This window comes from Clostridium neuense, assembly GCF_045310695.1.
Taxonomy (GTDB): domain Bacteria; phylum Bacillota; class Clostridia; order Clostridiales; family Clostridiaceae; genus Clostridium_S; species Clostridium_S neuense.
The window spans coordinates 47,086-61,775 of the sequence record NZ_JBJIAA010000010.1; the positions used below are offsets into that span (position 1 = coordinate 47,086).

Consider the following 14,690-nt stretch of genomic DNA (forward strand, 5'->3'; position numbering starts at 1 on the left):
ACTTAGTTTAAGCTTGATTATTGGATTTTAGCCAATCAGTCCATTTGGTTTTGTAGTCATCTGTATTTTTACTACAATAATTATAAAAGTTTTTTAAAAATTTAGAACGTATATTACCATCAGATACACTAGAAGCATCCTGTCCGCTTAACAAGTTTGCGCCACCGATTAGCTGCTGCCTTTTCATAATATCATTAAAGCTTACAGTTTTTGCATTTTTCATCATATCGTACATAGCCATAAATGTAGTAGTTCTTCCTACGCCAGCTCTACAATGAAAGTGCAGCCAAGTATTATTTGGAAGTGTCCTTATGAATTGAATAAAGGAATCAACTTGAGTATCTTGGGGGCGTTCGTGATCTGGCACTGCAAATCTTACATAACCTAAACCTAAAGATTTTGCAAGCTGTTCTTCATTTTCAAAGCTTTTTATATTGTCTATGCTTGAAACATGAATAACTGATTTTTTATTTTTACCATCTATTTTTAACTTATCACCAGATTTTATTTTATTTAATTTGGTTATTTCATCATTTAAAACTTGATTTTGTGTAAGCTTAATATTAGCATGATTTTTTTTGCCATACCAGCTTATGCCTATTCCATTTACGAATAAATGAGATTCTTGTCTTAAATCTACATCTATAATATTTTTACTATTAATCTTTTCTTTCAGCAGCTTAAGACTATTTTCCGAAACTGCGCCGCTTCCTGACATATTCATTGAAGAGAGTCCGGCTAAATTTATAGAGGTGCTTTTATTAATTTTATCATTTGCCATTCTGAAGTTCTTGGGTAATTTATTTTTATTTGCATTGTCTATTATTAAATGCACATCTTTTGAATCACTTCCAGTTTTGCTACTATGCTTTTTGGTGCAGCCGCTAATTGAAAGTACCGCAATTATTAAAATAAATATAAATAATAACTTTTTCTTTCCCATTTAGGTCTCCTCCACTTAATGTATAAATTTTCAATATAATAATACCATTGTTAAACTAAGAATTAATTAACATTATGTAAAATATAAGTTGCTTAATTTAAAATTATTGAGTGAGTAATTATTACTCATTGACTTTCAATATATTGTATATTACAATTAAAAAAGTAAAAGGAGTGAAGTATATGAACAGAATCTCAAAGCCACCAGAAATAAGAAAACAAGAAATATTAGGTGAGGCAAAAAAACAATTCCTTAAAAATGGATATGAAGGCACGTCTATGACTAATATAGCAGCTGCCATTCATGTTACAGAAGGGCTGTGTTACAAATATTTCAGATCAAAGCAGGAATTATTTCAAAGTGTAATAGACAAATATGTTGAAGAAATCTATGAAAAATTTGAGGCAGTTGTTTCGGATGAATCAATGTCTTTAGAAGAAAGAATAAATTTAAATTTTAAAATTTTAAGAAGTATAGAAACTCCAAATGGAATTAATAAGTACTTTCACAATGAGAAAAATGAAGCACTGCATCTTCAAATTATTTACAAAATTATGAATAGGCTTTCTGAACCTTTTCAAAGAATTTTAGAAGAAGAGAACAGGAAAAGAACTATACATATTGATAACTCAAAGGATGTAGTTCATTTTATTACATTTGGGGCATTAGGAGTACTGCTAAGTGATGCGGCAGATGATGAAGATAAAGAAGAGAAAATTAAAAAATATATATTTAAAACGCTTGGATATTCTGATTAATCTCAGGAAAGAAGGAAAACTTTTATGGTTAATTCTCATAAGGATGGTGCTACTAAAACAAACTTTATAATTTATTTTGTTTCAAGGCTTATTTCAGATCTTGGATCTAGTATATTCAGTTTTGCATTGAGCTTGTATGTACTTGATGTAACTGGATCAGCTGCATTATTTACAATTATTGTTGGATTTTCATATTTACCTAAAACTATTGTGAATATTGCTGCTGGTGTTTATGTTGATAAGCATGACAAGAAAAAGCTAGTAATTTTATTTGATTTTATTAGTGGAATAGCTACTTTAATATTTTGGATGATTTTTAAAACGCATGCTAAAAGTATACCACTCATAACAGGATTTCAAATCGTTCTAAGTGCTTTAGTTGGAATGTTTGTACTTGCACTTAACTCATCTATTCCTAATCTTTCTACAAAAGAAAATGTAGTTAAATTTAATTCTATGTCTATGGGCATTACAGCAGTAGTTAGCATGGGAGGCCCTGTAATTGGAGCTATTGCATATAAAGCCTTTGGAATTTTTGGAGTAACCTTTATTGATGGAATTACCTTTTTTATTTCCGGAGCAATGGAAGTTTTTCTTAAATACAATAAAACAGTTGCAAATAAAGATGGAAAAAGTTATTTTGAAAGTTTTCGCACAGTCTGGGCTTATCTTAATGGAGAGAAAGTTTTAAAGAATATGCTTTTTATTATAGTTATTTTAAATTGCATCATGACGCCTATGGTCACTGTTGTTTTGCAGTATGTAAACTATCATGAGTTAAAGGTATCAGGTTCACAGCTTTCATTAATACAAGCTTCTTGGTCCTTAGGAATTATTATTGGTGCGGTATTTGTTTCAACAAGAAAATCTATATATGGCTTACTTCGAAAGTTTTTAATATTTATTCAAATCCAATCAGTTATGATTATACTATGGTTTATTTTTAAGTTGCCGTATTTTACTAAGCCGGGTTCAGCAAGTTTAAAAATAACAGCTGCATTTTGCATAATCATGCTTGTTGCGGGACTTTTTAATGGATTTTCAAGCATATCTGCCATGAGCTTTATACAAACAGATACACCAGAAGACATTCTTGCTGGAATTGTAGGGGTTGTTAATGCCTGCCAAATTGCTGTGCCAGTTGGTATGTGGATTTATGGAATTTTGCTTGAAAAAGTGCCTTGGGTTTATGATACAGTTATATCAGGGGTTTTACTGTTTTCAATTGCAGGCTTTGTAAATTTGAAGATTAATTTAAAGGATTATTTTATGCACAAAGAAAGTAAAAATGTGAGTGTTTCAAAGGAGTCTTCGTTTTGAGATATTTAAAAAGGTTTGGTATTGCAATTTTAAGTGCCATTTCATTTGTTTTAATTTAATGGATAACATTTATTTTCATAATATTAGAACGATTTATAGGCAAAAATGAAAATATTTAAAGTAAAATAGTTGTAAAATACCTGACTTATTGCTTAGATATACCTAACAATGGAGCTATAATGATATTAAGTAATAAATTAGGAAGTGAATTATATATGATTAAAAAATTATTAGTAGCATCGGCAGTTAGTATATTGTTATTGTTTTCAACTGTAAATGCAAAAGCAGCTACATTTACAGACAATCAAGTTGTAGATGCTAATAAAAATTGGACAATTCATTTTAATGGAACAGTTTTTCTTGATGATTCTCTTAAACAAGATATTAAAGTAGTAGATAGTGAAGGAAATAAGGCTAATATAACACTTAATTTTGGAGAAGATGAAAAAACTATTATAGTAAATGCACCACAAGATGGATACTCAGCTGGAGATAAATATACTTTAACTATTGATGGCTATGTACATAGTAAAATGGGTAAAAGTATAAATCAAGCTGTTAAATTAAATTTTAGTGTTAAGGATTATGCTGTTACTTTTAAAGACAAAAATTTAGAGCAAATTATACGAAATAAAATAAATAAACCTACAGGAGATATATTAAAGAGCGATGTTGAAAAGATTACTGATTTAAGTGCAAAGAATACAGCAATCTCTGACATTAGTGGTATAGAAAATTTAAACAATCTACGATGCCTTGATTTAAGTGGTTCTAAAATAAGTGATATAAGTGCACTTAAAGATTTAAAAAAGTTGGGAGAAATTTATTTGGACAATACGCAGGTAAGTGATATAAGTGCATTAAGCAATTTAACTGATTTATGGGTACTTAGTTTAAATAATACACAAGTAACCGATATAAGTGCACTGAAGAATTTGGCTAATAGCTTATCTACTATCAATTTAAAGAACGATAAGATAAGTGATGTAAGTATACTCAAAAATTTTAAAAGCTTGCAAAGTATTGATTTGGATGGTACTGAAGTAACAGCTTCAGACAAGCAAGATTTAAAGAAGCTTTTAATTCCAATTTTTGATGTGACAAATTTGGAATAGAAAAATTGTAGTTTATAAAAGAGTTCACAGCTAAAATTGCTGTAAACTCTTTTATTATATAATTTAATATGTATTTTAAGACCGTATTTTTGGTTGGATACCTATTTTTGTATTAAATTCAATAAAATGCATGATATAATACTAGCAAAATTAGAACTTTTTTAAACTTATATGATTGGGAAAATGGGAATAAAGATGAAAAAAAGATTAGCAATTATAATAATTATAGGCATGCTTATGCTTACTACTACTGGGTGTTCAGGAAGTGAGGATAAGACTTCTTCAAGTAATGGACAATTAACACAGGAACAAAAGTTAAAGGATTTTGATTATATGTATAAAATTCTTAAGGATAATTATCCGTATTTTGAGGTTAATAAAAGACTCAATGGTGTAGATTGGCTGGCAAATAAAAATAAGTATATAGCACAGATAAAAGCTACCAAGAGTGATGAAGCTTACTATGAAACCTTAAAGAGTATTTTACATCAGCTTAATAATGGCTATACATTATATTGGACTAACGATATAGTTTCAATGCTGCTTAATAAACCAGTAAAATATACACAATATATTGCTTTTAGAGGTGGAAGTTTTGCAGTGTTTTCAAAGAGTACAGGCTTTGCAACCTTAGTAGGAGAGAAAACAGGTGGAGATGGTATTGCAATGGATCCAATTTTGTGTGCTCTGCCAAATAGTGGCTATGTTTTTCGATTCCCAGTAGATATGGGGCTTACATCAGACGGAACTTGTAATTTTGAACATAAGACTGAGCCAGACATCAAAGTATCAGCAAAGGTTGGGGCTACCTTTTCAGATGATGAGGCTATTAAAACTGTATTAAAGCTGGTAAATTAATTCTTAAAAATCAAAGAAAAAAAGCAGTTGCACAAAGATGTGAACTGCTTTTCTATTTCAGGTTATTTACAAGTATTATGCTTGACTCTCACGTACCGTTATAGTGTATTCTATAAACATCCCGGGACGAAAAGAGGTAGTACAATGAATATTAAAGCAATTAGATCAGATGAAATTTATGAGAGGATGATTCTAGGAAAGACTGGAGAGCGGGAGGACATATATCGTTATGAACTTATGAAACCATTTGAATTTAAGTGGTCTTGTATAGGTATTCCACTTAAAGCAGAAAAGCCAGGTGGTTATGATGTTGTTATGGCAAGTGCTATGGGAGGAGGATTTGCTCCAAGTAAAATAGACGTTGAGCGAATAGATGATGTTCGAAAAATTAGTAACGAAGACTTTTGGAAGGCCTGCGAGGAAAGCATTAAAAATACACTTGAAGGGTTTGAAGGTAATGGCGTTTTACTTCCGGTACAAGATTATATTTTTACTGTTTTGCTAAATGATCCACAAAATCCAATGTCCAGAATGACTGGTGACTATTGTGGTGATGGTGGGATTCCTGGATATATTATAGGAACAATAATTCCCAACGAAAAATCGCTTAAAATGCTACCAGTAGCTCTTGCACATGAAGCAAATCACAATGTGAGGTGGCAGTTTGTGAAATGGAGTAATGAAATTACATTAGGAGATATGATTGTAAGTGAAGGCTTAGCAGAAAATTTTGCTGCTTTTATGTTTGGAGAAGATAAAATTGGTATGTGGGTCAAAAATACCACAAGGGAAACTCTTGAAAGTGTTATTAAACCTGCAATTAAAGAGAATATTAATTGTAATGATTTTAATAAACTGTCAGCATTTTTATATGGAGATGAAATTATGACTGTGCGTGGAGGTGACCCAGTTGGTATGCCATATTGTGGAGGATATGCCTGTGGGTATTATTTAATCAAGCACTATCTTAACAAGACAGGAAAAACTATATTTGAAGCTACAATTATGCCAACTGCTGATATTTTAAAGGAGGTAAAGGACTTTTGGAATTGAAGATCAATGAAGTTGCAAAGTTAACAGGAATAACTGTAAGAACGCTTCATTATTATGATGAAATAAATTTGCTAAAGCCAAGCAAGATTACTGAAGCGGGTTACCGTTTATACGATGAAGAGGCTATTGCTACTCTTCAGCAGATATTATTTTTTAAAGAATTAGATTTTCCACTTAATGAAATTAAGGATATTATTACAAGTCCTGAATTTGATAGAATTAAGGCACTAAAAAAGCATAAGGAACTGCTTATTAAAAAACGTGGACGGATTGATAAGCTGATAAAGCTTGTGGACAAAACAATAGAAGGAGAGGATAATATGAGTTTTGATGAATTTGATATGACTGAAATTGAAAGTGCAAAAAAGAAGTATGCCAAAGAAGTTAAAGAACGCTGGGGAAGCTCTGATGCTTATGCGGAAAGTGAGAAGAAGGCTAAAGGTTACAATAAAGAACAGTGGCAGCAAATAGATGAAGAAAGCAAAAAAATTTTAAAAGCTTTTGCTGACAATATGGATAAAGCACCAGACAGCAAAGAAGCTCAAGAGCTTGTTAGTAATTGGCAAAATTTCATTACAGAAAGATTTTATAAGTGCTCAAATGAAATACTGCAGGGGCTTGGAGCAATGTATTCTGCTGATGAGCGGTTTAAGAAAAATATTGATCGCAATGGTAAAGGAACAGCTGAATTTATGTCAAAGGCAATTGAATTTTACTGCAAAAAATAACTAAAAAAGCAGCCTGCCAATTATGGCTAAGGCTGCTTTTCATTTTTAAGCTCCTAAGAATCCAAAGTAAGCTCCTACAATTCCTAGCACAGCTATGATTGCTAAAATATGAGTGGTTTTTAAACCTTTTTTTAGCATCCAGTAAAGAAGAGCAGTAAACAATAATGGAAGTACGTTAGGGATTATTCCATTAATAATACTTTCAATGGAAACTGCAGTTTTTCCTGTGCCAATCTTTAAAGGTATTTTTAATGTTACAAAGCTTGATATCATACCGCCTATTACCATTAAAGCAAGTATGGAAGCACCATAAGTTAATCCGTCCATCATACCAGACTTTTGTAATTTGCTTAAGAAGCCTGATCCTAATTTGTAGCCAGTCATCATGCAAAAATAACGGATTAGGTAATGTGGAACATTAAATACAAGTAGGAATAAAATAGGTCCTAAAATATTTCCTTGTAATGCCAATGAAGTACCAATTCCTGTTGCTATAATTCTTAGAGTACCCCATATAAAGGAATCTCCAATACCAGCAATAGGTCCCATAAGACCAACCTTTACAGTACTTATAGAGTCAGTATCAAAGTTTTCAGTAGTAGCATTTGTCTCTTCCATTGCAGATGATATACCAAGCAATAAAGTGGATACATGAGGAGTTGTGTTTATAAATTCTAGATGTCTTTTAAGAGCTTGTGCTCTATCCTCGGCTTTATCGTAAAGCTTTCTAATTATAGGAATCATGCTGTAGCAATATCCTAAATTTTGTTGTCTTTCATAGTTCCATGCCCATTCCATTGATAGTGATCTAAAGAATACTTTAATTAAATCTTTTTTAGTAATTTTTTTATCAGAAGTCATCACTAACACCTCCATCATCTGTTGCAGTAGCAACCTTTTGTTTGTTTTCTATTTTAACTAATATTATTGCAAGGATGGTTCCAAAGATTGCGATACCTGTTACTGGAATTGAGCCATAAGCAGATAATCCAAAACCTAAAATTAAGAATATAATAACACTTTTATTTATTATCATTCTAGCTAAAAGCGCAAAACCAAGAGCTGGTAATAAGCCTGTAGCAATAGTTAAACCAGTAGTTACAAAGGAAGGAATTGAACTTAAAAATGCTTTCATTACAGGACTTCCTAAGTAAAAGGAAACAGAAACTATAATAGCGATTGGTACATATAGTACAGGTCCACCTATAATTTGCATTAATTCTACGCCTCGACAATCTCCTTTTTCCGCGTAGGCGTCCGCTTTATGTACTATTAAAGGTAAAACAAAGATTAAGATTACATTCTTAACAATAAGTACTAGTGATGCTATTGGTATTCCAAGTGTAAGTGCAACAGCGGCTCCTTTTCCTGTTGATATTGCAAATGCAGTTCCAAGTATACATCCAGATATCATGTCAGGCGGTAGTGCAGCACCTATAGAGAAAGCACCCATGAAAGCTAGTTCAAGCGTAGCACCTAAAATTATTCCTTTTTTAATATCTCCAAGAACTATTCCAGTAAGCAGACCTGTTATGAGCGGTCTTTGAATTAGAGCAGTTCCTAAAAGATAGTCACAGTTGGCTACAATAGCAATTAGTCCAAGAAGAATTGCTTGTATTAACATAATATAAATCCCCCTTTATATAAAAAATTATTTTAAAGCGTTTTGAATAAAGACTTTGCTGTCATCTGGTACTTGTCTTATTTCAATTTGTATTCCAGCCTGATGTAGTTCCTTAAGCATGTTTTCTTCTTCCTCATTTATGAATATTGCCTTTGAAATTTGTTTTGTATTTTCTCTTGACTTTGTTCCGCCAAGGTTAATAGATTTTATAGCATCAACCTCTTTAGCCATTCTGTAGGCATCTTTTATGGTTTCAACAACTATGAAAAGGTTGTATTTGTCAGTGACGCCACTTTGAAGTGCTTTTATGGAGTCTTCAATGTTTTTAATAACTAGTTTAACTCCATGAGGTTTTGCTAGCTTGATTCCGGCCATTCTAATATCGTCTTTAAATATGCCATCGTTTGCAATTAAAATACAGTCACTTCCAATAGCTGATGTCCATGAAAAAGCTACTTGTCCATGTAATAATCTGTGATCTACTCTCATTAATTTAATCATTATTCTTCCTCCTCTTTAAAAATCATCATTTTGTGTTTTTTTAACTGTATATTTGTCAATATAAGTAAGTCCACTCTTAGCGTTTTCAAGTATTGTTTTGGATTCATTCTCATTTATGTTTTCAGGATGAGATAAAATTATTTCTAAAATTAAATTCATGTTCATGCCGGAAAATAGTTTTACGTTTTCAAATTTGGTAAGTTCCATAAACGCTGTATTAACACTTCCGCCAGTAATATCTGTAATAATAATATACTCATCATTTTTATTGAGTTTTGTTTTCAAAGCTTCCACATAATCATTAGGACTTTGTCCAGGATATAAACAAAATACTTCTATACTGCGTGCTGTTTCTCCAATAATCATGCTTAAGGAATTGAGCATGCCCTTTGCTAATTCTCCATGAGATGCTAAAATTACTTTTCTCAATTTCTTCACTCCTCTCTATAAATTTATATAGCAATATTTGTGCCAACTTAAATTTTAATAAAATATAGGCATGTTTATGTATGTATATCGACGGTAAATACAACTTTATCGACGCTATTTATATTGTTGCTAAAAAAGAAAAACTACCGTCTATTAAAATTAGAGGTAGTTTTTTTATTACTTATTTTACTTTACTTTTTAATACACTATCGAAATCTGGGAATGGACTTACAGATAAGTCTATTCCAATGCTTTTAGATAATCTATAAGCTAAAACTTGGAAAGGAATAACAAGCAATAAAGTTGAGAAATATTCTCCTGTATTACAATCTATTGCGATATCCTTTGGGTTTTGTGAATTGCCGCAGGTTACAGTAAAAATGTGTTTGGTGTAATCTGATGTATACTTTTTTAAAAGATTATTTCTTTCTTCGAGTATACCTTTAGACTCTATATAAAATAGATAGTTAGTGTCGTCAAGTTCTAGATAAGGTCCGTGCATATACTCTTCTAATTCATGGCCTGTACATGGTATTCTCACAGTTTCTGTTATTTTAGTGTCAGCTTCACAAGCAATGCCGTAGCCAGCACCATAGCCTATTGCAACTACTCTTTTGGCTTTTTTAAATTCAGCTTCATTTCTATCAAACCATTCCATACTCTTGCCTATAATATCATCTATCTTGGCTATTGTAGCTTCAAGCTTTGAAATTTCACTTTCATATGTGCTTAAGTCAATTGTTCCTTTAGCAAGAGCTCCCTCAATACCCATTAATAAAATATTTAATACCGTAGCTGAAAAACCTTTTGTTACAAAGCCTACCTTTTCTTCACCGCAGCCCATATCTATTAAATTTGATGTCGCTCTTGATATGGCACTTTTTAAATTTGAAGTTAGTACAAAGTGGTCACAATTATTTTCTTTAACTTTTTTTACAGCTTCTATAGTAGAGTAGCTGCTGCCGCTTTGTGAGACACCTATATACAAAGCATCTGTATCAGTGTAATTCTCATAATATTTGTATATAAAAGGGTTTTTTATGTCGACTTCTACTTTTAGAATATCACTTAGGTAATTTTTACAGCAGTTAACTTCATTTAAAGAAGAACCTGTAGCTAAAACTGTAATTCTTTTTAGAGCTTTGTTTTCCTTCATGTAATCGATGAAGGAGCTTAGTGAACTTTTTCTATTTGCAAGAATTTTTGTGCAGCACTCCTTTTCTTCTTTTATGTAAGTTAGCATAGTTTCTTTTACTTCCATGTTTATTCCTCCTAAATTTTAGCTTATTCAATATATTTATTAAGCAAAAATCATGCCATACCCAATCAAATATAACGTCATAAAGTTTAAAATTTATCATTTTTTATATAATCGTACATGTATGCAATTTCTTCTGTTGTAATATTTACTCTATAGTATTTTTCTACTCTGTTAAAGGCATTCTTTACGCTTTTTATAAAAGCTAAATGTTCAGAAATAAATTTATCAATGTCTGCATAGCTTTCAACAGTTTGCTTTGTTATTAAACGCTCTATTAAACAACATATATGAACATAGAGACCTACACAGGTAGTATTATTTAATTTTATATTTAGCAGCTCTTGAAGTTTATCTAGTGCATCTGCCACCTGTTCTAAAAGCCTAGCTGGATTTAATATAGTTAAATTATTCATTATGTTAGATAAACTAAAATTTATTAATATGTTTTGTTTGAAAATATTTATTTCTTCTTTACTTAAAAAATCTTCAAAATAAAGATTCAAATAGTCCAAAGTTTCGTCTAAGATTAAATCCTCAATTGGTATAAATTTAATTTCATCTATATACGGATTTAAAGTTCCTACAATGCATATTATATTGTATTTTTCAAAAAAATCATCATTTAAGCGTTTTTCTATTAATGTGTTGTAGTTATAGGTAAGCACTTTTATTGGAGTATCCTTAGGTAAACTTTTTTCTATTATACTTCTTAGTTTTTCTGCAGTTCCAATACCGCTTGCACAGGAGCATAATATAACTTTTTCCTTAAGTCTATTTTTAATAATTTGATATTTGTATTCATTATTTCTTTTAGCAGTTTCAAGTATTTCTTCAAGCGGAAGATTGTTTTTTATTCCTTCGCCAACCTCTAGAGCAAGCTTTGTGTTTACATTGTTCATTATTGCTATATTTGAATTTGTATTAAATTGAATGCCCTTGTATATTTCTTCTAGGGAGCCCATATCAACAAGCAGTACCACTTGCTCATAACCCTCAACTTTATTTAAATAATTATTTAGCTTATTTATAATAGTTCCAGTAGTTACATCTAAAGGCATGTCAATGGAATCAAAAATATATTGATTGAGAAGCTTGTTCGCTGCGTTTGCCATGCTGCTTGCGGTGGAATATCCGTGTGCTATTATAACACCAATATTTTTATTAAGATCATATTGGTTATTTAACATTTTTATAGTTAGAGTAAATATAATGGATACCATAAGATCTGGCTTTATATCCATGTTTATATGTATATTTTGTAAGATTTCATTTGATATACAGAATTCTCTATGCATATGCTTTTCTAGATATTCGTATAATTCATTTACATTTTTTAAATTATGCTTATTCCAATCATTAAATTCATAGCTGTTTTTAGTATAGTCTTCTAGATAATTTGAAATTATTATAATATCGTTATTGTAAAATTTTATTCCATATTTATAGTAAACAATTTCAAATATAGATTGCATTATAGTACTGCTGTATAGCTCACTTGTACTAGCTTTTTTTTCGTTAAATACAATTGAATCATAATATTTGTTTAAATTAGCAAAGGAGTTTTCTAGAAATTCATCAAAAGCTATCTTTTTATCTTTTAAGGTTTCAAAGTTGTCTATTATTTTATCATTCAAATCTAAAATCTCTCTTTTGGTTTTGATAAACGATTTTAGTTCATAAATTGATATAATTTTGTTGGCACTGGAAACATTTAGTTTCCTATTTGCTTTTTCATAGCCTTCAAGAAGATTTTCTGGCAAATCGTAGGCATGTATTTCAAGTTTGTTTTTATCTTGCTGAGATTTAAAAAAGGCATTTACACAGCTTGCTTGTATACAGTTTTCAAGTGCTCCTATGTTACCCACAAAATTTGTTTTTAAAAGTACATCGTAGACTAAGCTGCTTATAAAGATAGATTTTTTTATTTTATTTTCTTCTTTCAAAAACATGTTATAAATCAATTGAAGTTTTTCATCAGAACCTCTATCTTCAAGAGAAGGTATTTTAATAATCATAGGTATTCTTCTTAAAAGAGTTTTCAGCAAAACCTCCTCTGGATTTTCTGTGGTTGCAAATATAAGGTGAACCTTTGACTTATACCAGTTTTTATTATCACCAACCATATGATATATACCCTTGTCCATAAAAAGAAATAACTTTTCCTGACACTTGGCATTTAAGCAGTGGACCTCGTCCATAAAAAGCACTCCATCTTCAGCTAGCTTTATTAACCCGGGGTTGTCTCTATCTGCACCTGTAAATGCACCTTTTTTATGACCAAATAAATTGGCTGTTAAAAGCTCGGGATTATTTGCATATTCGCTGCAATTTACTATTAAAAACTTTTTATCTTTTTCTATAAGATCATTGTTTACTGCATATTCATAAGTTAGTTGAGCCATAAAGCTTTTTCCTGTTCCTGTAGGACCATGAAGCAGCAGTGGCAGTCCATCAGGAGGGTAGGATATTGTTGCCTTGCATTGATTTACTATGGTTCTGAGGCTTTCATTATAACCTATAAGCTTTTCAAAATCCTTTGGGTTCTTTACAATGAGACTTTTTTTTAATTCTTCAACTGACTTGAATTCTCTTTGTGTAAGCTTTAAGTTGTATTGATTTTCTATGGTAGCTATGTCGTAAAATATAACTGGTCTTGTATTTATCTTAACAAATTTGCAGCTGGCATATAATTCGTTTAAGTACTGAGAAATTAAATTTCTGCTTAATTTTAATTTGTTACTAATATAAATAGAATTAGCATTCTCGTTTAGGTTGTCTCGTGTTAGATTGATTACGATATCGTTTACTTTATCCTTCAAGAAATCATCACTCCATTTTTATATATTAAGGTTCAGAAGCTTATAGTTGTTATAGATGAACAAGCTGAAAGCTTTAAATTACTAATACTAAATTTATCCCGATAAACTGGAAGTTGAATCAGTTCACAGGGCACAGTTCACAATTCACAGTGAAGGTGGATTTACTTTCCATTTTATTCAGGTAAATCTTAGAACTTAATAGTGTTCGCTGCGCCAAGCACTATATTTTAAGCGCTTTGCATGTATTAAGTTTAAGATTTTTCAAACTTTCATGTTGTCTATCTATATATCGACAATTTTTGCTATTTTGTTGCTTTGTTATATTATACATCAAATGATGCGGCTTTTGTAAAGGATTTCTCTTCCAGATATAGAATCAGAATTCTAAGTTTAAGGAATTTAATCTATTAAAGCTTAAGACATAATTTATTTTATGATACATTTGAAGTTATCGGTAGAAGTAGGGGTGTAAGTCTTTATATACTGTGAAAATAATTAATGTATAATGAAATTATGAATAAGGTAGCTAGGGGGAAATTTATGAGTAATATACTTATTGTTGAAGATAATGAAGATGTAAATTTAATGCTAAAGGAAGCCTTGATGGATGCAGGATATAAAGTGAAATCGGCGTATACTGGTATAGATGGAATGAAAGAAATTAAAAGCTTGAACTATGATTTGATTTTACTTGATATTATGCTTCCTTATAAAAGTGGAGATGATGTACTAAGAGAAATGCGTAAATTTTCAGAGACTCCTGTTATTGTTATATCTGCGAAAGATATGGTTTGTACAAAAATAGATATTTTAAAGCTTGGTGCAGATGATTATATTACAAAACCTTTTGATTTAGGTGAAGTAGCGGCGAGAGTTGAAGCTAATTTAAGGCGCTCACAAAATAAAGCTCAGGTGAGTAAAATTTTTAAATACAAGGACATGGTGCTTGATGACAGTACGAAGCGTGTTACTATAAATGGTGCTGAAATAGAACTCACTGCTAAGGAATATATGATATTGGAAATGCTAATTAAAAATAAAGGCAAGGTTTTTACGAAAGCCAACCTTTATGAATCAATATGGCAGGAGGAATACCTTGGTGATGATAATGCAGTAAAACGCATATGAGCAATATAAGAAACAAACTAAAAAAGGCAAACGAAAAGGAAAAATACATAGAAACAGTATGGGGACTTGGGTACCGGCTATATAAAGAGTAAATTATTGTTTTCTTAACACTTTTCCTTAAGAATTTAACCTTTTCTAAACTTTTGAAATGTA

General features: G+C 30.9%; 13 protein-coding genes and 1 pseudogene. 7 read left to right on the plus strand and 7 right to left on the minus strand.

The window, feature by feature from the left end:
* Window positions 1-7: 7 nt before the first annotated feature.
* The gene (locus tag ACJDT4_RS12890) at window positions 8-943 is read right to left on the minus strand and encodes a phosphatase domain-containing putative toxin (RefSeq protein WP_406787983.1); all 936 of its coding nucleotides are present in this window, start codon (window positions 941-943) and stop codon (window positions 8-10) included.
* A gap of 182 nt (window positions 944-1,125) precedes the next feature.
* On the opposite strand from ACJDT4_RS12890, the gene ACJDT4_RS12895 reads away from it, so the two are divergent.
* From ACJDT4_RS12895 to ACJDT4_RS12920, 6 genes are all read left to right on the plus strand, one after another.
* Window positions 1,126-1,701 carry a TetR/AcrR family transcriptional regulator gene (locus ACJDT4_RS12895; RefSeq protein WP_406787984.1) on the plus strand — a complete coding sequence of 192 codons (576 nt, stop codon included), beginning with the start codon at window positions 1,126-1,128 and terminating at the stop codon, window positions 1,699-1,701.
* 24 nt (window positions 1,702-1,725) lie between these two features.
* A complete protein-coding gene (locus tag ACJDT4_RS12900; RefSeq protein ID WP_406787985.1) occupies window positions 1,726-3,021 on the plus strand; it encodes an MFS transporter in 1,296 nt (431 codons plus the stop codon).
* Window positions 3,022-3,236: 215 nt separating this feature from the next.
* Window positions 3,237-4,136: a leucine-rich repeat domain-containing protein gene (locus tag ACJDT4_RS12905; protein WP_406787986.1), complete on the plus strand. Its 900-nt coding sequence runs from the start codon at window positions 3,237-3,239 to the stop codon at window positions 4,134-4,136.
* 195 nt (window positions 4,137-4,331) lie between these two features.
* Window positions 4,332-4,994, plus strand: a complete 663-nt coding sequence (locus ACJDT4_RS12910) for a S41 family peptidase (RefSeq protein ID WP_406787987.1) — start codon at window positions 4,332-4,334, stop codon at window positions 4,992-4,994.
* Window positions 4,995-5,138: 144 nt separating this feature from the next.
* On the plus strand, window positions 5,139-6,047 hold the full coding sequence (locus ACJDT4_RS12915) for a DUF2268 domain-containing putative Zn-dependent protease (protein ID WP_406787988.1): 909 nt from the start codon (window positions 5,139-5,141) through the stop codon (window positions 6,045-6,047).
* The gene (locus ACJDT4_RS12920) at window positions 6,038-6,775 is read left to right on the plus strand and encodes a MerR family transcriptional regulator (RefSeq protein WP_406787989.1); all 738 of its coding nucleotides are present in this window, start codon (window positions 6,038-6,040) and stop codon (window positions 6,773-6,775) included. Before ACJDT4_RS12915 ends, ACJDT4_RS12920 begins: the two co-directional genes overlap by 10 nt.
* 45 nt (window positions 6,776-6,820) lie before the next feature.
* Here the strand turns inward: ACJDT4_RS12920 and ACJDT4_RS12925 are convergent, their stop codons facing one another.
* The 6 genes from ACJDT4_RS12925 to ACJDT4_RS12950 form a co-directional block, all read right to left on the minus strand.
* Window positions 6,821-7,636: a PTS system mannose/fructose/sorbose family transporter subunit IID gene (locus ACJDT4_RS12925; protein WP_406787990.1), complete on the minus strand. Its 816-nt coding sequence runs from the start codon at window positions 7,634-7,636 to the stop codon at window positions 6,821-6,823.
* Window positions 7,626-8,399 carry a PTS mannose/fructose/sorbose/N-acetylgalactosamine transporter subunit IIC gene (locus ACJDT4_RS12930; protein WP_406787991.1) on the minus strand — a complete coding sequence of 258 codons (774 nt, stop codon included), beginning with the start codon at window positions 8,397-8,399 and terminating at the stop codon, window positions 7,626-7,628. The genes ACJDT4_RS12925 and ACJDT4_RS12930 overlap by 11 nt, the downstream gene beginning before the upstream one ends.
* Before the next feature lie 27 nt (window positions 8,400-8,426).
* Window positions 8,427-8,900 carry a PTS sugar transporter subunit IIB gene (locus ACJDT4_RS12935; RefSeq protein ID WP_406787992.1) on the minus strand — a complete coding sequence of 158 codons (474 nt, stop codon included), beginning with the start codon at window positions 8,898-8,900 and terminating at the stop codon, window positions 8,427-8,429.
* A gap of 15 nt (window positions 8,901-8,915) precedes the next feature.
* On the minus strand, window positions 8,916-9,329 hold the full coding sequence (locus ACJDT4_RS12940) for a PTS sugar transporter subunit IIA (RefSeq protein WP_406787993.1): 414 nt from the start codon (window positions 9,327-9,329) through the stop codon (window positions 8,916-8,918).
* Window positions 9,330-9,510: 181 nt separating this feature from the next.
* Complete coding sequence (locus ACJDT4_RS12945) at window positions 9,511-10,590, minus strand: SIS domain-containing protein (protein ID WP_406787994.1); 1,080 nt, start codon at window positions 10,588-10,590, stop codon at window positions 9,511-9,513.
* Between the two features lie 86 nt (window positions 10,591-10,676).
* Window positions 10,677-13,409, minus strand: a complete 2,733-nt coding sequence (locus ACJDT4_RS12950) for a sigma 54-interacting transcriptional regulator (protein ID WP_406787995.1) — start codon at window positions 13,407-13,409, stop codon at window positions 10,677-10,679.
* A gap of 540 nt (window positions 13,410-13,949) precedes the next feature.
* On the opposite strand from ACJDT4_RS12950, the pseudogene ACJDT4_RS12955 reads away from it, so the two are divergent.
* A pseudogene (locus ACJDT4_RS12955) lies at window positions 13,950-14,629 on the plus strand (response regulator transcription factor).
* Window positions 14,630-14,690 lie beyond the last annotated feature (61 nt).